Here is an 18070-nt window from a genome sequence, read left to right as displayed (position 1 = left end):
AGTACTACCATAGCACGTCATTTCTGTTCAGAGCTATTCCTGCTTAACGAGATTGCGGTCGAATCCTGGTAGGCCTACTCTATGAAACAAATCGTTTTCAGGAGGAAAAGATGTCGTTAACAAATCCTTTTTTGCACCACAGCACATTACCTTACCAGGCACCGCAATTTGATCAGATTGAAGATTGCCATTATCGGCCCGCGTTTGATGAAGGTGTGAAACAAAAACGCGCTGAAATAGCGGCGATTGTGCAAAACCAACAGGCTCCTGATTTCACAAATACGTTGCTGGCGCTTGAGCAAAGTGGGGCGTTGTTGACGCGCGTCACCAGCGTTTTCTTTGCGATGACAGCCGCGCATACCAACGATGAACTTCAGCGTCTTGACGAGGCGTTCTCCGCCGAACTGGCCGCGCTGGCCAATGATATCTACCTTAATGACGCACTTTTTGCGCGTATAGATGCCGTCTGGCAGCAACGCGCTTCGCTGGAGCTGGAAGGTGAATCATTGCGTCTGTTGGAGGTGGTTCACCAACGCTTTGTGTTGGCAGGTGCGCGTCTTAATGACGCCGACAAAGCGCGCCTGAAAGCGCTAAATACGGAGTCGGCAACGTTAACCAGCCAGTTCAATCAGCGTCTGCTGGCGGCGAACAAAGCGGGTGCACTGGTCGTGGATGATGTCCGGCAACTTGACGGATTCAGCGCAGAGGAAATTGCCGTTGCGGCGGAAGCCGCCAGCAACAAAGGACTTGAGGTACGCTGGGTTATTTCACTATTGAACACCACACAACAACCGGCACTTGCTGCGTTACGCGATCGACAGACACGAGAAAACCTGTTTACCCAGGCATGGACGCGGGCGGAAAAAAATGATGCCAACGATACCCGCGCCATAATTAAACGGCTGGTGGAGATCCGCAGAGAGCAGGCAACATTACTGGGCTTTGCGAATTTTGCGGCCTGGAAAATTGCCGATCAGATGGCGAAAACGCCAGAAGCGGCACTTTCATTTATGCGGGAGATCGTGCCCGCTGCACGTCAACGCGCGCTGAATGAGCAGACTGAAATTCAGAAAGCGATTGATCAGCAACAGGGCGAATTCGAGGTTGAGGCCTGGGACTGGGCATTTTATGCCGAGCAGGTGCGTCGTGAAAAATATGCGCTTGATGAAGCTCTGCTTAAACCTTACTTTGCCCTGGACACGGTGCTGAATGAAGGTGTTTTCTGGACAGCAAACCAACTGTTTGGCATTAAATTCATCGAGCGCTTTGACATCCCTGTTTATCATCCGGATGTACGGGTTTGGGAGATTTTCGATCATGATGGCGTAGGACTGGCGCTATTTTATGGTGATTTCTTTGCCCGTGAATCAAAAAGCGGTGGTGCCTGGATGGGGAATTTTGTTGAGCAATCGCTGCAAAATGAAACCAGACCGGTAATTTACAACGTCTGTAACTATCAGAAACCTGCTCAGGGCCAAGCCGCCTTGCTGCTGTGGGATGATGTTATCACGTTGTTCCATGAGTTCGGACACACGCTACATGGTCTGTTTGCCAGCCAACGGTATGCAACGCTGTCAGGCACGAATACCCCGCGTGATTTCGTCGAGTTCCCGTCGCAGATTAACGAACACTGGGCGAGTAATCCGCAGGTTTTCGCGCGTTATGCTCGTCATGTTGAAACGGGTGAAAAAATGCCCCAGTCATTGCTGGAGAAGATGCAACGGGCCAGCTTATTTAACAAAGGTTATGATATGACGGAGCTTCTCAGTGCCGCATTGCTGGATATGCGCTGGCACAGCCTGGAGCAGAGTGTGTCATCGCTGTCAGTCGATGAATTTGAGCGGCAGGCCCTGGCTGCGGAAGGACTGGATCTGCAGGCTGTACCACCGCGTTATCGCAGTAGCTATTTTGCCCATATCTTCGGCGGTGGCTATGCCGCAGGATATTACGCCTATTTGTGGACGCAAATGCTGGCCGACGACGGATATCAGTGGTTTGTAGAGCAGGGGGGATTGACCCGTGAAAACGGGCAGAAATTCCGCGACGCGATTTTGTCCCGTGGTAACAGCACTGATTTAGCTGAACTTTATTGCCAATGGAGTGGCCGCGCTCCCAAAATGGAGCCAATGCTTAAACATCGTGGTTTGAGCGCTTAAGACATTGTCAGCGAAAAAAACTGAACCGGGCGTGATGCCCGGTTTTTAGCTGGATTTTTTCTTCCTCAAAATGTGTAATGGACGAATGCTGGTATGGGCGGGCAGATTCTTTTGGCGGTATTTTTTATTTTTAGGTTTACGGGAATTTCCGCTACGTCAGGGATCACTTTCACCACGATGTTCATGGCCGGTGTGTTTTTTAATTTGGAAACCATAGCAGTAATTTCGACATGACTCCGTCAAGGTGGTGGTTGATTCTTAATCACATGTCATGCGGATAATATTATCGTCTTTCTTGCGATTTAACTCAGCAGTGTTTTGTTTCATTTAATATAAAACAAGAATAATTACATCAACTCTATCGTATTGATTATCATGACCATTTTAACTTAATAATAATTTATTACCATGCGAAGTAATCTTTGGTAGCTTTCCATAATATTAATTACTATTAAAAAGTTTACATAAATTTTCCTTTTTGGCGATAAAATACCCGTGTCTAAATGTTCATACAGGGAAGGAAACCGAGATGATCAGAAGAACAAAGGAAATAGATGCAATTTTAATCGAACTTAACAAATCAATTGATGCTCATTATAAGTGGCTAGTGAAAATGTTCCGCTGTGTCGTGTCATCAGACGTTACTCAGCCTGATATTACGGGCGATGACGCTCACTTTGTTTGTCAATTTGGGCAGTGGCTTAAAGACCATCCACAGCACGATGATGATGAATGTCGTTATGTCAGCAAGATTAACGCGACACATGAGAAAATGCATTTGTTAGGCAAGGAATTGCTATTGGCAATCGTGGAAGCGCGTAGCCATTCATGGCATTTCGACAGTTTCCAGGATGCGTTACTGGCATTTACGTCTGCGGTCATGGACTACAAAATTTATTTACTGACTATTCGCAGTAATATTGATGTCTTAACAGGTTTGCCTGGCAGAAGAATGCTTGATGAGACGTTTGACCAGCAGTTACTCGATGCTGAGCCGCTTAACCTGTACATATTGTTGCTGGATATCGACCGTTTTAAACATGTTAATGATACCTACGGACATCTGGTTGGCGACATGGTGTTGCGTAGCCTGGCGTCAAATTTATTATCATGGACTCGATATGATGAGGTTGCCTATCGCTATGGTGGTGAGGAATTTATTGTCATCATCCGAACCAAAACGGACGAGCAGGCCTGCCAGGCGGGGTTGCGTCTTTGTCATCTGATTGGCCAGAAAAAAATCCCTTTTCCAGAAGGCGAAATAGGCATAACGGTAACGGCAGGCATTACCAGAGTTCAACAGGGTGAAACGCTGGACAACGGTCTTGGACGTGCTGACAGAGCCATGTATGAGGGAAAACAGACCGGCAGGAATCGCTGCATGTTTATGGGTGAAAAAGAGAAAATCACGTTAGTTGGCACCAATGATCAACTTACAACGCGCGTCAGAGCGTGAATTTTATCAGCGCAGAACGGCTGTAGTTACGTTTCGTTTAACTTCCATTGGGGTTGTCGATGATATGTTAGCCGACTATTCGTTATCTTCGCAGGGAATTGCCAGATAACGTATAAAGCAAAACACAAATCTATCCATGCAAGCATTTACCGCTGGTTTCTCCGGCGGTTTTTTTTACCTGTAATTCAGAGAAATGATTCAGGGAAGGGAAGCAGGTAAAAAAATGGCCCCTTGTGCAGTTACGCTACAAGGGGCCGGTTCGGTGCAGGACTATCTCCGTTCATCAATCATCCCATCTGTGGCTAAAATACGCGGCCAGGAAACCGGAAAATAAAATAATTCCCAGAACAGCCATAAAAATATTCATATTACCCAGCATAGTAAATGCTCCTTTATCTATGAGTTTCCTCTCTTACCTTAATTTCACCTCGTCAATGACTATAGTAGCAATTCGAACTTAAACAAAGAGTGAACTGTGTGATTATTTCGTCTGAAATGTAAAGTTTTGGCTTTTTCACGTCGAAGAAAATAAATAATAGTGACGAAACAGGCGGCCCCATCTGCAAATAATCATAATTTTATCCTGTAATCCGTTGCAGTTATCGGGTTGGCCGGACACAAGATGTTGCACGTTTATAATGCAACACCGTGTCATGGTGGTTCATTTCTTCTCTCTTGCCGTCATGACGACGCATTATTTTTACCTGCATTTCTTTGGTGTTATTTATAACTTATTGAATTTAAATAATGTTTTATAACTGGCACTGTTTTTGCCTTATCACTTCTGAACACCCTTAATTTGCACCGTTTTGTCTGCCCGGTTGCACCGGAGCTTTCAGCAAGTCTATTTTCAGGAGTGAAACTATGCAGCGTCGCACATTATTAAAAGCCTTTACTCTTTCAGCCTCTGTTGTGGCTATGGGGATGAGTTTTAGCGTTCAGGCTGCCGACACCATTAAAGTTGGCATCATGCATTCGTTGTCCGGGACAATGGCTATTTCTGAAACACCGCTAAAAGATGTGGCGTTGATGACCATTGATGAGATCAACGCCAAAGGCGGTGTACTGGGGAAAAAACTGGAGCCGGTAGTGGTCGATCCGGCATCAAACTGGCCGCTGTTTGCCGAAAAAGCCCGTCAGTTGCTAAGCCAGGACAAAGTGGCGGTGGTTTTTGGTTGCTGGACATCGGTTTCGCGCAAATCTGTACTGCCGGTATTTGAAGAGTTAAACGGCCTGTTGTTTTATCCCGTGCAGTACGAAGGTGAAGAGATGTCACCTAACGTTTTCTATACCGGCGCCGCGCCCAACCAGCAGGCCATTCCGGCGGTTGAGTATCTGATGAGTGAAGACGGTGGCAGTGCAAAACGTTTCTTCCTGCTGGGCACCGACTACGTCTATCCGCGAACAACCAATAAAATTCTCCGTGCCTGGCTGCATTCAAAAGGTGTTGCGGATAAAGACATTGAAGAGGTTTATACCCCGTTTGGCCACAGCGATTACCAGACCATCGTCGCCAGCATCAAAAAATTCTCCGCAGGGGGGAAAACGGCGGTGGTATCAACCATTAATGGCGACTCTAACGTTCCGTTCTATAAAGAGTTGGCAAACCAGGGCCTGAAAGCGACCGATGTTCCGGTCGTTGCGTTCTCTGTTGGAGAAGAGGAGTTGCGCGGTATTGATACCAAACCCCTGGTAGGCAATCTTGCGGCCTGGAACTATTTTGAATCCGTTGATAATGCCACCAATAAGCAATTTATCGCGGATTACCGCGCCTACGCGAAAACGCACAAACTGCCGAATGCTGATTCTGTGGTCACGAACGATCCGATGGAAGCAACGTATGTTGGCCTGCATATGTGGGCGCAGGCCGTTGAAAAAGCCGGGACGACGGATGTGGATAAAGTTCGCGCAGCCATGGCGGGGCAATCATTCGCTGCACCTTCTGGCTTTACGTTGACAATGGATGCAACGAACCACCACCTGCATAAACCCGTCATGATTGGCGAAATCGAAAGCAACGGTCAGTTTAACGTGGTATGGCAAACGGATGCCACGGTCCGTGCCCAACCGTGGAGTCCGTATATCGCCGGGAATGATAAAAAATCTGAGCAGCCCGTCAAAACCGCCAGCAACTGATCTTACGCCCTCCTGTGGGAGGGCCCAATTTTGGAGAACGCTATCATGAAAGCCATGCGCTTTATTCGTGGTGTGTTGCTGCTGACGTGGCTTTTGCCGTGGATAGCGCAGGCAACAGATGCCGATACCTTCGCTGCGTCCAGTCGGGCACAGCAGGCGACATTACTGGAACAATGGGCGATTAACCCCGATGTTCAGCGTTTACCTTTGCTTAATGCCCTGAGTGGTGAAAACCTGCTGGCCGATGACGCTAAAAATGCGTTCACGATGAATGGCTCACGTGTGCAATCACTGGGGGCGTCCGGCTTTCCCAGTGGCGAATTAAAAAAAATCCGCTTGACTAACCGCCTGCGTAATCTGGTGGCTGGCACATTGGCTATTCATCAACTTTTAAGTGACAGTGTCACTTTAAGGATGACTGCCGCGAAGACATTACAACGTGAAGCACTGCCAGTGATGCTGCCATTTTTGCAGCAAAGGCTGCTGCAGGAGACGGATGCTGGCGTGAAATCCACCCTCGCGGCTGCACTGGCAAACCTGCAACTGAACAGTACTTCGCCCGACGTCAGGCGTCAGGCCATCGAATTGCTGGGCGCATCCAATGATCCTGAAACACAAGCGCGATTACAGCCTTTCACCCACGTGGAACATGAACCCGATGCGCGCGTACGCGCTGCCGCCAGCGAAAGCCTGAATACCATCGGACATCGAATGAAGGTTGGAGAGCTGCTTGGCCAGGCGTTTATGGGGTTATCGCTGGGGTCTATTTTATTGCTGGCGGCGCTGGGGCTTGCCATCACCTACGGGCTACTCGGCGTCATTAATATGGCACACGGTGAAATGCTGATGCTTGGCGCTTACTGTACCTGGATAGTGCAACAGCTGATGAGCCAGTTTTTCCCACAGTGGTTAGCTTTTTATCCGCTGGTTGCGCTGCCGGTTGCCTTCTTGCTGACCGCCGCTATTGGAATGCTGCTGGAACGCGGAGTGATCCGCCATTTGTACGGACGCCCACTTGAAACGCTACTGGCAACATGGGGGATTAGCCTGATGCTGATCCAGTTGGTGCGTATGACCTTTGGTGCGCAAAACCTGGAGGTCGCTAACCCGGCGTGGCTGTCGGGTGGTATTCAGGTCTATGCCAATCTGATTTTGCCCTGGAACCGGATTGTGGTGCTGGGATTTGCCATTCTGGTGCTGTTCTTCACCTGGCTGTTGCTGAATAAAACCCGTCTGGGTATGCGCGTGCGTGCGGTGACGCAAAACCGCAGCATGGCGGATTGCTGCGGGGTTCCCACGGGGCGCGTGGATATGTTGGCATTTGGGCTCGGCTCCGGCATTGCCGGACTTGGGGGCGTGGCGCTATCGCAGTTGGGCAACGTGGGACCAGAACTGGGGCAAAGCTACATCATTGATTCATTTTTGGTGGTGGTACTGGGGGGGGTTGGCCAGCTTGCCGGGAGCGTCGCGGCGGCGTTTGGTTTGGGGATTTTCAACAAAATTCTCGAACCGCAGGTTGGGGCCGTTCTCGGTAAAATTATGATACTGGTGCTGATTATTCTGTTTATTCAAAAACGTCCGCAGGGGCTGTTTGCGCTAAAAGGGAGGGTCATTGACTGATGACGATGCCAATGACATTAACACTGGCGCGCAAAGCGCCGCGTATTACCTGTGTGCTGGGACTGACTTTACTGCTGGCGCTGATTATTCTGCCATTTCTCGCGCTGCTGCCTGTGGATCATCCTCTGGCGATATCTGTCTGGACATTGACACTGGTCGGGAAAATTCTCTGTTATGCCATTGTGGCCGTTGCTCTGGATCTGGTGTGGGGATATGCCGGAATGCTGTCGCTGGGCCACGGTATTTTCTTTGCGCTGGGCGGTTATGCGATGGGGATGTACCTGATGCGCCAGGCATCTGGTGAAGGGGTTCCCGCTTTTATGTCGTTCCTGTCGTGGACTGAACTGCCGTGGTTCTGGTGGGGAACGCAGTATTTTCTTTGGGCGATGGTGCTGGTTGTTATGGTGCCTGGTTTGCTGGCGTTGGTGTTTGGCTGGTTTGCCTTCCGCTCAAAAATCAAAGGCGTCTATTTCTCCATCATGACGCAGGCGCTCACCTTTGCCGGAATGCTGTTGTTCTTCCGTAACGAAACCGGGTTTGGCGGTAATAACGGATTTACCGGTTTTACCACCATTCTGGGATTTTCGGTGACGGCGACCACGACACGTATCGCGTTGTTCCTGGCGACAGTGCTGCTGCTGGTTCTGGCGCTGTGGATCGGGTGGGCGCTGGCTCGCAGTAAATTTGGCCGTATTTTGACGGCCGTTCGCGACGCTGAAAATCGGTTGATGTTCTGCGGATATGACCCTAAGGGCTTCAAACTACTGGTGTGGACGCTCTCTGCCGTCCTGTGCGGGCTGGCGGGGGCGTTGTATGTTCCGCAGGTGGGCATCATTAACCCCAGTGAAATGTCACCGACCAACTCAATTGAAGCCGCAATTTGGGTCGCACTGGGTGGGCGCGGTACGTTGATTGGCCCGGTGTTTGGCGCGGTGCTGGTGAACGGCGCTAAAAGTTGGTTTACCGTCATCATGCCGGAATACTGGCAGCTGTTTCTCGGCCTGATTTTTATTGGTGTTACGCTGTTTTTGCCTCGCGGCGTGATTGGTCTGTTTCGCAAGGGAGACAAATAATGCAGCCAGATGAAGGGCTTTTTACCCGCCAGATGCCAGGCGATCGTTTTCGCAATCAAACCGATCCTGTGCTCCAACTGGAAAAAATAAACGTTAACTTTGATGGTTTCCAGGCGCTAACGGATTTGACGCTTAATATTGGGGTTGGAGAGTTACGCTGCGTTATTGGACCCAATGGCGCGGGAAAAACCACGTTGATGGATGTCATCACCGGGAAAACGAAGCCGCAAAGTGGGCAGGCGATTTACGATCAATCCATTGATTTAACATCACTCGACGCCATCGCCATTGCTCGCCAGGGCATTGGTCGCAAATTTCAGAAACCGACCGTATTTGAAGCGCTGACGGTGGAAGAGAACCTCGAGTTGGCGATGAAAAATGATAAGTCTGTTTGGGGTTCCTTACGGGCGTGTTTGTCGGGAGAACAGCGGGATCGCATCGATGACATGTTGACGCTGTTGCGACTGAGTAATGAACGCGCCCGTCGTGCCGGACTCCTTTCCCATGGACAGAAACAATTTCTGGAGATTGGAATGTTGCTGGTGCAGGAGCCGCATTTGCTGCTACTGGATGAACCGGCTGCCGGGATGACGGATGCCGAGACGGAATACACCGCTGAACTGTTTCGCCAGCTTGCCGGAAAACATTCTCTGATGGTGGTTGAGCACGATATGGGATTTGTTGAGAGCATTGCCGATCACGTCACGGTATTGCACCAGGGGCGGGTGCTGGCCGAGGGAAGCCTGCGCGATGTTCAGGCCAATGAGCAGGTGATTGAAGTGTATCTCGGACGCTAAGGAGTGCTGATGCTACAGGTAAATGAACTAAATCAATACTATGGCGGCAGCCATATCCTGCGCGGCGTGAGTTTTGAGGCGCGTATCGGTGAAGTAACATGTCTGCTGGGGCGTAATGGGGTTGGCAAAACAACACTGCTGAAGTGCCTGATGGGGCTGATTCCAACCCGCAGCGGCAGCGTTATCTGGCAGGGTAAGAACATTACTCACCGTAAGCCACATCAGCGGGTGCAGGCGGGGGTAGCGTATGTGCCGCAGGGCCGCGATATTTTTCCTCGCCTGACGGTGGAAGAGAATCTGTTGCTGGGACTCTCCCGGTTTTCAGCACAAGAGGCAAAGCGTGTACCGGATGAAATTTATGCGTTGTTTCCGGTATTGCAGGAGATGAAATACCGACGGGGCGGTGATTTATCAGGCGGGCAACAACAACAGTTAGCGATTGGCCGGGCGCTGGCCAGTCGCCCGCAGTTGTTGATCCTCGATGAACCAACAGAGGGGATCCAGCCTTCGGTGATTAAGGAGATTGGCCTGGTTATCAGCCAACTGGCTCATCGTGGTGATATGGCTATATTGCTGGTGGAGCAGTTTTATGACTTTGCCGAACAGCTGGCGGACAAATACCTGTTAATGTCGCGAGGAAGCATTATTCAACGCGGATCAGGAGAAAACATGGCAGCTGAAGGCGTGCGTGGGTTGGTTGCCATCTGAATCAGGAGACAGTGCCGTTATGGCACTGTCGACGTCATTTTCAGCAGACTGCAGGCTGGCTCCAGGGTTTGGTGCGCATGCCTTTTATCATTAACGCCCAGGCAAGGACAATCGCCACCATCAGTGCGACAAACAGCGACCATGGGGGCAGTGTGGTCAGGATGACCCCGCTGACTAATGGGTTAGCCGCCGCGCCAAGCCAGCCCAGTGACTGGGCGGAAAAGTAACTGGCTTTCATGCCCGCCGGAGCAATGTTATCGATCAGCATGTATTCACCTGGCGCATAGATGACCTCGCCAATGGTGAAAAAGGCGGCTGAAATCCCCCAGAACAGCAGACTGTTGCCTGAGAATGTAAAACCGACCAGACCGATAACAAAAAAAAGTGTACCCGCAGCCATCAGCGGGCGGATGTTTGCAGACGTCAGCCTGCGCCCGACAGCATATTGCAGCGATACCACAATTGCCGCGTTGACGGGCAGAACGACCGCCACCACTTTCTCAGCAAAATCGCCATTGGCAACCACCATCACGTACTGAGAAATACAGGATGCAAATGCGCCACCAACAAACGAGGCCAGAAAAGCAGACAACGTAAACCAGCATAGTGCTTTATCGCGCAGCAGAACCGAGGGTGACCATACTGCCGCGTTCAAACTTTCGGAGGGGGTTGCGGAGCGTTTTACCCATGTCTGGATAAACACCAACGGGAAGGCTGAACATACGGCCGCCAACCAAAACGGCAGGTTGATGCTTTGCATTACCAGCAGCGTGCCCAACGGCGGGCCAACGGTCCATCCGATGTTCAACACGGTGTAGTTAAGTGAGAAAATCTTTGTTTTATTAGTGGCTGAGAGGTTATCGGCAAACCAGGCTTTCAGCACTGTTGCAAATACGGAGTAGGCGCAGTTGATCAGTGCGAAGAGCAGAACCACCACCACTACGTTATGCACCAAAGGAATCGCGATGAAGCCGGATGCAAAACCCGCGATCGCCAGCAGCATAAAGCGTTTTTTTTCAAATTTATCGGCCAGAATACCGAATCCAAGGCTGAAAACGACGCCAATAGTCAGTGCTACCGTCATTGCATAACCGATCAGATCGACACCCAGACCATACTGGCGACTGAGGTAAATCGTCATGAATGGCAGCGTGGCTCCGCGCCCAATGGTTAATAGTAATGATGACGCAAGTAATGCAAGGGTCGACCTTCTCAGCGAGATATTCATTTTTTTGCCCGACAGTGCATGTTGTTATGTTTTTTTTAGATATCAGAAACAAATAGCATGCTAAAAGTGTGATGTACACTCAATAAGTTGTCTGAAAATGCCTGTGTGGCCTACCTGAATTAATGATCTGTTACGGTACAACGATTTCCGTTACCTTAACTTGTTTACAAAAATTTAATATTTGCAGGGGCGGTGGTATGTCGCGTAAAGATGGGTTGTTGGCGTTACTGGTCGTCGTGGTATGGGGGCTCAACTTTGTCGTCATCAAAGTGGGCTTGCACAATATGCCGCCGTTGATGCTGGCAGGCTTGCGCTTTTTACTGGTGGCGTTTCCCGCAATTTTTTTTGTTGCCCGCCCGAAGATCCCGCTCTCGCTGTTACTCGGTTACGGCCTGACCATCAGCTTCGGTCAGTTCGCTTTCCTGTTCAGCGCCATCAAGTTTGGGATGCCTGCTGGTCTGGCATCGCTGGTTTTACAGGCGCAAGCATTTTTCACCATCGTGCTGGGCGCATTCGCCTTTGGCGAGCGTTTGCAGGGGAAACAACTGGTCGGTATCGCGCTGGCGGTGTTTGGTGTACTGGTATTGATTGAGGCAAGTCTCAATGGCCAACATGTCGGTATGCTTGGCTTTATGCTGACGCTGGCGGCTGCACTGAGCTGGGCCTGCGGCAATATCTTTAATAAGAAAATTATGCAGCATACTTCGCGTCCAGCGGTCATGTCGCTGGTGGTGTGGAGCGCATTAATTCCTGTCGTTCCGTTTTTTCTGGCATCGGCATTTCTTGATGGTCCAGCGCAAATCGTGCAGAGTCTTGTGGCGATCGATATGACGACTATCTTGTCCCTGGTGTATCTGGCCTTTGTGGCGACCATTGTGGGCTACGGCATTTGGGGTTCTCTGCTGGGGCGCTATGAAACCTGGCGTGTTGCGCCACTGTCGTTGCTGGTACCCGTGGTGGGGTTGGCCAGTGCCGCCGTGCTGCTGGATGAAACGTTAACCGGGCTGCAACTGCTCGGTGCGTTGTTGATCATGGCGGGGTTGTATATCAATGTGTTCGGTTTTCGACTGCGCAAGATTGCACAGGCGAGGGGCTAAAAAAAAGCCCCGCAGTGACGGGGCAAAAAATTACAGGCTGTGCATATTGTAATAAGGCACGCCTAACTCATCGGATTTATCGCTGCCTGCACCCATATGATTAAAATCGAACGGTGACCGATCGTGCGCAGGGGGCATAATCATCGCGTCGCGATTATTTTGCGTTGTCGGTTGCGGGGTCTGTTCCGCCATGCTCTGGCCCGACACAACAAGCAGCAGGGCCAGCATCGCATAAGACAGAAGTTTCATTATTTCCTCGGTTACGTCGTTAACTGGCGATTAGCAATTGCATTGATTGAGCGGTAGTAAATACCGGGATTCGCCATGCATATTCGTCATCCGATATTTATGCGGCGGTACATCAAAATAGTTCTTGAAGGTCCGGGTCAGCGTTTGCTGAGACTCAAAACCGTAACGCTCTGCAAGATAGAGGATCGGTTCGTTACTCTCTTTCAATTTTTGCGCTATTTCAGTCATTTTACGGCTACGGATGTATTGACCTAATGAATGACCGGTTTCTTTTTTGAACATCCGCTGCAGGTGCCATTTGGAGTAACCTGAACGCTCAGACACTTTTTCCAGCGAGAGTGGCGATTCAAGGTTATTTTCGATCCAGTCCAAAATGCTATGAATAGTGATTGTGTCAGTATTGCGTCTGGACATCGTCATACCTCTTTCTGTTTACGGCAGGATTCGCTTAAGCAAATGCTCAAGTGTTGCTACTTCTTCCGCCGTTAAGTTTTTTGTTAGTTCCTGGTGCAGGTCTTGCCCTACTAATTGATGACACTGCTCGCAAATCGCTGCGCCGTCTTCGGTGAGTTTCACCAGCACGCCGCGCTTGTCATGTGGATTCGGAAGCCTTTCAATCCAGCCTTTACAGGCCAGTCTGTCCAGCATCCGTGTCAGGGCGCCGAGATCGACAGACAGCACTTTTTTCAATTCGACAGGGGTAATGCACACCGCACAACGGATGGAGCAGAGCACCTTAAACTGCGATGCCGTGATATCCAGCGGTGACAAATAGTCGTTTAATAAACGATCTTTTTTCTGATTAACCATGTAGATCAAACGACCCAGTGGGATGATTTCATTGAACAGATCACTGGTGCTTTTCACAATGGTTGCCCTGGCAAGTAGTTAGTCACGGCTGATATTATTGCTCAGGCAAATATAAGTCAAATGAATGAGTCGCCGCATGCCACGTTTTGCTAAAACGCCAGACTCCCGTTCACTGCACTTTCTTTTCAAGATTTTGATAATACTGGTTTATGGATAAAGGCGAAAAATGAATCCTTACATCGCGAAAATGGCTTAACACGATGGTTTCACCGTATACTTGCCGCTGACGATTAACGCACAGGAAAGATGACATTATGATGGATTTGTTTAAGGCCATAGGTCTGGGACTGGTAGTCCTGTTACCGCTGGCAAACCCGTTAACTACCGTGGCGTTGTTCCTCGGGTTAGCCGGCAACATGAACAGCGCAGAGCGTAACCGTCAGTCATTAATGGCATCTGTTTACGTGTTTGCCATCATGATGGTGGCGTACTATGCCGGGCAACTGGTGATGAATACTTTCGGGATTTCGATTCCCGGATTGCGTATTGCGGGCGGGTTAATCGTTGCGTTTATCGGCTTTCGTATGCTGTTCCCTCAGCAGAAAGCGCATGAGTCTCCGGAAGCGAGAAGCAAATCCGAAGAACTGGAAGACGAACCGACGGCTAATATTGCTTTTGTTCCGCTGGCAATGCCGAGTACTGCCGGGCCGGGGACGATTGCAATGATCATCAGTTCGGCCTCCACCGTGCGTCACGGCTCCGAATTCCCGGACTGGGTGATCATGGTGGCGCCACCCATTATTTTTGCCGTCGTCGGGATTATCCTGTGGGGATGTCTGCGCAGTTCTGGCGGAATTATGCGGCTGGTGGGGAAAGGGGGAATCGAAGCTATTTCCCGTCTGATGGGCTTCCTGCTGGTGTGTATGGGTGTGCAGTTTATTATTAACGGCGTGTTGGAAATCATCCAAACCTACCATTAAACAACGGGCCCGGTATGTCTACCGGGCCATTTTATTATTGCTGCTGTGGTTGCTCTTCCAGCGTTACCGGCCATTTGCGGAATATAATCACTGACCAGAATAACGCGGCAACGGCAGGGAGCGCACCGACGTAACCAATCGTCGACATCGACCAGTGCAGACTTACCTGATTTCCCACCAGCGCCCCCGCGCCAATACCAATATTAAAGATACCGGAGAACAGCGCCATCGCGACATCAGTGGCATCCGGAGCCAGCGCCAGTACTTTCACCTGCATTCCCAGACCGATCACCATAATGGCAATACCCCAGAAAATACTCAGGATCGCAAGGTGCATTTCGCTATCAGCAGCAGGCAATAGCAGCACCAGGCACAGGGTCAAAAGAGCGATAGCCGCGCTTATCAACACCGAGGCGTACTGATTACCCAGCTTGCCAAAAATAACGCTGCCAATAATACCTGCTCCACCGAGAACCAGAAGCAGCATGGTGGCAAAGTTAGCGCTCAGCCCGGCGACCGTCTGGACAAACGGTTCGATATAGCTGTAAGCCGTGTAGTGTGCGGTCACCACGATCACCGTTAACAAATACAAACTCATCAGCGCAGGGCGACGGAACAACAGTGGCAGGCTTTTTAATGAGCCTGAATGCTCGCTTGGCAGTTTAGGCAACAGCTTAATCAGGCAAAGAAGCGTTATTAACGCCCCCATACCGATGACAAAAAAGGTGGTACGCCAGCCAAAATATTGCCCAACAATACGCCCGATAGGCAAGCCTAATACCATCGCCAGCGCGGTACCGGTGGCAATCAGGCTCAACGCCTGTGCGCGTTTCCCGGCAGGGGCCATGCGAATAGCCAGTGACGCGGTAATTGACCAGAAGATGGCATGGGCAAAGGCAATCCCAATGCGACTAATGACCAGTACAGTGAAGCTCCATGCGAGGAAAGAGAGAACATGGCTGGCAATAAACACCACAAACAGACAGATCAGAAGCTTACGTCGTTCCATCTGACTGGTGAGCAGCATAAATGGCAGCGACATCAGGGCCACCACCCAGGCGTAGATCGTCAACATGATCCCAACCTGCGCGGTTTGCATATTAAAACTTTGCGCGATGTCGGACAGCAAACCGACCGGGACAAACTCAGTGGTATTGAAAATAAAACCGGCAATAGCAAGCGTAACTACCCGTAGCCACGCGATCCTGCGGGAAACAGTGTTTGTTGTCATATGTATAAATCGGGTTAGCTGCAAAAAGGAGAGGTGGCGATCTTAAAACGTTTACTGGTGAAAATACAATCATTTCGTGATTAAGATCACGCAATTTTGCGGATGATAAGGCGGTGCGTTACGACAAAAAATAAAGCCGGTCAGTACTACTGACTGACCGGAGTAGACAGTTACCAGAGCGAGTTTAGTGCTGCTGCACTTCTTTCATGCACAACGCTTCATGCTCGCTATCGATGATTGGCTCAACTTTGCCCATCAAGAATAGATAGTTCAAAATTCCCAGAACCACCAGTGCGGCAGAGAACACCAGCGCCCAGGTAAAGGAGCCCGTGGCCGCAACAATGGCACCGGTAATAATCGGTCCTACCGCGCCCCCCATATTGGAGACGGTGTTCTGTAACCCTGCAACAATCGATACGCTGTTTTTAGGTGCAACGTCACCCGGTAGTGCCCAGACCTGCGAGGCGGCAACCGTGGTGCCTGATTTCGCCACACACAGTAAAAACACGGTCATAAATACGGAATCAGTGAAAGGGGCAAAACCAATACATAAAGCCATTAACAGACCGATTGTCAGAAATAATTTTCTTGTGGCAGTCAGTGACAGGACCCGCTTATGTACCATACGGTCAGAGGCCCAGCCGGCAAAGACTTCTATCACCATCCCACATAATAATGGCAAGGCGGCAACCATCCCCATTTTGATAAAATCCATTCCTTTGTCTTTTACCAGATAAGTGGGCAACCAGGTAATAAAGAAATAGGATGTATAGTTGATGGTAAAGAAACCGATACACATTGCCCAAATATTCCGGTAGCGCAACAGTTTATACCAACGCATCGGTAACACGGATTTATCGCCGTGTTTTTGCTTTTGCCCTTCGCGAATGTGTTTAATTTCGCTTGTACTGATCCTTTTGTGATCTTCCGGGTTTTCTGTATAAATAAAATACCAGGCAATGACCCAAAAAATGCCTACGCCGCCAATAATCAGAAATGTCATCCGCCAGTCAAACTGGTAGATCATCCAGACAATAAGCGGCATCGCGACGGCACCACCAAATTTAGAGGCACTATCAAACAATCCTGAGACGGTGGCTCTCTCCCGATCCGGGAACCAGCGCGCAGCGATACCCGCATTGCTTGGATAGGCGGCGGCTTCACCAACGCCCAGAGCAAGTCTCAATGCGAGTAGAGATTTAAATCCAGTGGCTAAACCCATCATTGAGGTGGCGATTGACCACCACGCAACGGCAAAACCCAGACCTTTTTTCTGACCAAAACGGTCTGCAAACCAACCAGCCGGTATTTGCAATAAAGAATATGACCAAAAGAACGCCGCCATAATAAACCCCATCATTTCAGGATCGAGTTTTAGCTCATCAATGAGGTGAGGTGCAGCAGCAGATAATACCGTCCGGTCAATATAGTTAATTGCAATAGCAAGCCACATTAATCCCGCAATCCACCAACGAATTCGTGATTTTTCTGCAAAATTATTCATATATCTGGCCCATGGTAGATGTTCATTTTTATTATTGTGGAAAGGGTAGGGGTATCTCCACAATGTTATAATCCGTTCATGATGTTTTTAGGCTTACGCTGATGAATGACATGTTCAATGATGTTATAAACGCATTGCTCGCCTATATTGCTGATCGCACCCTCGGTATAACCTGCAATATGTGCCGTAGGTATGAAATTATCGAGCGAAAATAAAGGATGTGAATTGCACGGCTCTTGTAAAAAGACATCGGCGGCAGCGCCCTTAATGATACCCTGCGTCAGAGCCAGAAAGAGATCCTCTTCATTAACGACACCACCGCGTGAAACGTTAATGAGATAACTACTGCTCTTCATTTTTTTCATATGCGCTAAATCAAAGAGATCTTTGGTTTCTGACGTCAGCGGAGTGTGTAACGTGATGAAATCACTGTGTTCTGTTAGTTCATCGAGCGAAACGTATTCAATGTGATTATCTGCGGCGAACTGTGCATCCTGCCATGCGTCGTGAGCCAGCACGCGCATGTTAAAGCCGCGGGCTCGCAGTGCAACCTGTTTACCGATGTTACCTAACCCAATAATGCCAATAGTTTTCCCATATACATCGGAGGCGAAGATCCGTGGCCAGTTTCCTGCGCGGGTTTGTTCAATCGCGTAGGGGAGCTGACGTGCGCAGTTAAGGATCAGGGAAAACGCAAAGTCTGCGACGGCATGCTTATTGGCATCCGGCACATTGGTAACAAAAATACCTTTTTCACGCGTAATATTAAGGTCGATATTATCGACGCCCACGCCGTGTTTGCAGACGATTTTCAGATTTGGTGCCGCAGCGATTAGTTCGGCATTAACATCGGTAAAAGCGACGATCATTGCCACTGTCTGTTCCAGATGAGGTGCAAGCGCTTCTAAGCCGGCATCTGCAGGTAGCATGATTAATTCAAGCTCTGCGTCGTTAAGCAGTTTGATCGGTTGCTGATCGTATTTTGCAAATGAAGGTGATGTACAGATGACGTTCATAACACAATC

General features: G+C 49.7%; 18 protein-coding genes. 9 read left to right on the top strand and 9 right to left on the bottom strand.

The window, feature by feature from the left end; all coding sequences use genetic code 11:
• The first annotated feature begins 110 nt into the window (after positions 1–110).
• Positions 111–2156, top strand: a complete 2046-nt coding sequence (gene dcp, locus OGX95_RS17040; RefSeq protein ID WP_286630302.1) for a peptidyl-dipeptidase Dcp — start codon at positions 111–113, stop codon at positions 2154–2156.
• 529 nt (positions 2157–2685) lie between these two features.
• Positions 2686–3612, top strand: coding sequence for a diguanylate cyclase (locus OGX95_RS17035; protein ID WP_286630301.1), 927 nt, complete (start codon positions 2686–2688; stop codon positions 3610–3612).
• Positions 3613–3851: 239 nt separating this feature from the next.
• On the opposite strand, the gene OGX95_RS23035 is transcribed toward OGX95_RS17035, so the two are convergent.
• Together OGX95_RS23035 and mgtS are read right to left on the bottom strand one after the other, a co-directional pair.
• Positions 3852–3896, bottom strand: coding sequence for a hypothetical protein (locus tag OGX95_RS23035; protein WP_424953288.1), 45 nt, complete (start codon positions 3894–3896; stop codon positions 3852–3854).
• Entirely contained in the window at positions 3896–3991 is a 96-nt protein-coding gene (gene mgtS, locus OGX95_RS17030; RefSeq protein ID WP_003032406.1) for a protein MgtS, read from the bottom strand. Before mgtS ends, OGX95_RS23035 begins: the two co-directional genes overlap by 1 nt.
• A gap of 485 nt (positions 3992–4476) precedes the next feature.
• On the opposite strand from mgtS, the gene urtA reads away from it, so the two are divergent.
• From urtA to urtE, 5 genes are read left to right on the top strand one after another with little or no spacing between them, the layout of a single operon-like run.
• On the top strand, positions 4477–5748 hold the full coding sequence (urtA, locus tag OGX95_RS17025; protein WP_286630300.1) for an urea ABC transporter substrate-binding protein: 1272 nt from the start codon (positions 4477–4479) through the stop codon (positions 5746–5748).
• 45 nt (positions 5749–5793) lie between these two features.
• A complete protein-coding gene (gene urtB, locus OGX95_RS17020; protein ID WP_286630423.1) occupies positions 5794–7368 on the top strand; it encodes an urea ABC transporter permease subunit UrtB in 1575 nt (524 codons plus the stop codon).
• The gene (gene urtC, locus OGX95_RS17015) at positions 7368–8441 is read left to right on the top strand and encodes an urea ABC transporter permease subunit UrtC (RefSeq protein ID WP_286630299.1); all 1074 of its coding nucleotides are present in this window, start codon (positions 7368–7370) and stop codon (positions 8439–8441) included. The genes urtB and urtC overlap by 1 nt, the downstream gene beginning before the upstream one ends.
• The gene (gene urtD / locus OGX95_RS17010; protein WP_286630298.1) at positions 8441–9238 is read left to right on the top strand and encodes an urea ABC transporter ATP-binding protein UrtD; all 798 of its coding nucleotides are present in this window, start codon (positions 8441–8443) and stop codon (positions 9236–9238) included. The genes urtC and urtD overlap by 1 nt, the downstream gene beginning before the upstream one ends.
• 9 nt (positions 9239–9247) lie before the next feature.
• Positions 9248–9946 carry an urea ABC transporter ATP-binding subunit UrtE gene (urtE, locus tag OGX95_RS17005; RefSeq protein WP_286630297.1) on the top strand — a complete coding sequence of 233 codons (699 nt, stop codon included), beginning with the start codon at positions 9248–9250 and terminating at the stop codon, positions 9944–9946.
• A 40-nt stretch (positions 9947–9986) separates the two neighbouring features.
• Here the strand turns inward: urtE and ydeE are convergent, their stop codons facing one another.
• Entirely contained in the window at positions 9987–11174 is a 1188-nt protein-coding gene (gene ydeE / locus OGX95_RS17000; protein WP_286630296.1) for an efflux MFS transporter YdeE, read from the bottom strand.
• Positions 11175–11371: 197 nt separating this feature from the next.
• Between ydeE and eamA the strand changes: the two genes are divergently transcribed.
• On the top strand, positions 11372–12271 hold the full coding sequence (gene eamA / locus OGX95_RS16995) for an O-acetylserine/cysteine exporter (RefSeq protein WP_286630295.1): 900 nt from the start codon (positions 11372–11374) through the stop codon (positions 12269–12271).
• Positions 12272–12301: 30 nt separating this feature from the next.
• On the opposite strand, the gene marB is transcribed toward eamA, so the two are convergent.
• Genes marB through marR form a run of 3 tightly spaced genes read right to left on the bottom strand, consistent with a single transcriptional unit; the run spans position 12302 to position 13387 of the window.
• Positions 12302–12520, bottom strand: coding sequence for a multiple antibiotic resistance protein MarB (gene marB, locus OGX95_RS16990; protein ID WP_286630294.1), 219 nt, complete (start codon positions 12518–12520; stop codon positions 12302–12304).
• Positions 12521–12550: 30 nt separating this feature from the next.
• Entirely contained in the window at positions 12551–12934 is a 384-nt protein-coding gene (gene marA, locus OGX95_RS16985) for an MDR efflux pump AcrAB transcriptional activator MarA (RefSeq protein ID WP_003032424.1), read from the bottom strand.
• A gap of 18 nt (positions 12935–12952) precedes the next feature.
• The gene (gene marR / locus OGX95_RS16980; protein WP_137383096.1) at positions 12953–13387 is read right to left on the bottom strand and encodes a multiple antibiotic resistance transcriptional regulator MarR; all 435 of its coding nucleotides are present in this window, start codon (positions 13385–13387) and stop codon (positions 12953–12955) included.
• A gap of 257 nt (positions 13388–13644) precedes the next feature.
• Between marR and OGX95_RS16975 the strand changes: the two genes are divergently transcribed.
• Positions 13645–14310, top strand: a complete 666-nt coding sequence (locus OGX95_RS16975; protein ID WP_137383095.1) for a MarC family NAAT transporter — start codon at positions 13645–13647, stop codon at positions 14308–14310.
• A gap of 34 nt (positions 14311–14344) precedes the next feature.
• Here OGX95_RS16975 and OGX95_RS16970 read toward each other — a convergent pair whose 3' ends face one another.
• The 3 genes from OGX95_RS16970 to OGX95_RS16960 form a co-directional block, all read right to left on the bottom strand.
• Positions 14345–15541 carry a sugar transporter gene (locus tag OGX95_RS16970; protein ID WP_286630293.1) on the bottom strand — a complete coding sequence of 399 codons (1197 nt, stop codon included), beginning with the start codon at positions 15539–15541 and terminating at the stop codon, positions 14345–14347.
• Between the two features lie 184 nt (positions 15542–15725).
• Positions 15726–17045, bottom strand: a complete 1320-nt coding sequence (locus OGX95_RS16965) for an MFS transporter (protein WP_286630292.1) — start codon at positions 17043–17045, stop codon at positions 15726–15728.
• A gap of 65 nt (positions 17046–17110) precedes the next feature.
• A complete protein-coding gene (locus OGX95_RS16960; RefSeq protein ID WP_286630291.1) occupies positions 17111–18061 on the bottom strand; it encodes a phosphoglycerate dehydrogenase in 951 nt (316 codons plus the stop codon).
• Positions 18062–18070: the final 9 nt, after the last annotated feature.

The organism is Citrobacter sp. Cu233, assembly GCF_030332225.1.
Lineage (GTDB): Bacteria > Pseudomonadota > Gammaproteobacteria > Enterobacterales > Enterobacteriaceae > Citrobacter.
Note: the sequence above shows the minus strand (reverse complement) of the source record. Positions and strands in the feature narration are given on the sequence as shown.

Coding starts and splice junctions, on each gene's coding strand:
- marB (WP_286630294.1), bottom strand. CDS start 12,520: ATGAAACTTCTGTCTTATGCGATGCTGGCCCTGCTGCTTGTTGTGTCG.
- OGX95_RS16960 (WP_286630291.1), bottom strand. CDS start 18,061: ATGAACGTCATCTGTACATCACCTTCATTTGCAAAATACGATCAGCAA.
- urtE (WP_286630297.1), top strand. CDS start 9,248: ATGCTACAGGTAAATGAACTAAATCAATACTATGGCGGCAGCCATATC.
- OGX95_RS17035 (WP_286630301.1), top strand. CDS start 2,686: ATGATCAGAAGAACAAAGGAAATAGATGCAATTTTAATCGAACTTAAC.
- marA (WP_003032424.1), bottom strand. CDS start 12,934: ATGTCCAGACGCAATACTGACACAATCACTATTCATAGCATTTTGGAC.
- ydeE (WP_286630296.1), bottom strand. CDS start 11,174: ATGAATATCTCGCTGAGAAGGTCGACCCTTGCATTACTTGCGTCATCA.
- urtD (WP_286630298.1), top strand. CDS start 8,441: ATGCAGCCAGATGAAGGGCTTTTTACCCGCCAGATGCCAGGCGATCGT.
- eamA (WP_286630295.1), top strand. CDS start 11,372: ATGTCGCGTAAAGATGGGTTGTTGGCGTTACTGGTCGTCGTGGTATGG.
- OGX95_RS16965 (WP_286630292.1), bottom strand. CDS start 17,045: ATGAATAATTTTGCAGAAAAATCACGAATTCGTTGGTGGATTGCGGGA.
- mgtS (WP_003032406.1), bottom strand. CDS start 3,991: ATGCTGGGTAATATGAATATTTTTATGGCTGTTCTGGGAATTATTTTA.
- OGX95_RS16970 (WP_286630293.1), bottom strand. CDS start 15,541: ATGACAACAAACACTGTTTCCCGCAGGATCGCGTGGCTACGGGTAGTT.
- urtB (WP_286630423.1), top strand. CDS start 5,794: ATGAAAGCCATGCGCTTTATTCGTGGTGTGTTGCTGCTGACGTGGCTT.
- OGX95_RS16975 (WP_137383095.1), top strand. CDS start 13,645: ATGATGGATTTGTTTAAGGCCATAGGTCTGGGACTGGTAGTCCTGTTA.
- dcp (WP_286630302.1), top strand. CDS start 111: ATGTCGTTAACAAATCCTTTTTTGCACCACAGCACATTACCTTACCAG.
- urtA (WP_286630300.1), top strand. CDS start 4,477: ATGCAGCGTCGCACATTATTAAAAGCCTTTACTCTTTCAGCCTCTGTT.
- urtC (WP_286630299.1), top strand. CDS start 7,368: ATGACGATGCCAATGACATTAACACTGGCGCGCAAAGCGCCGCGTATT.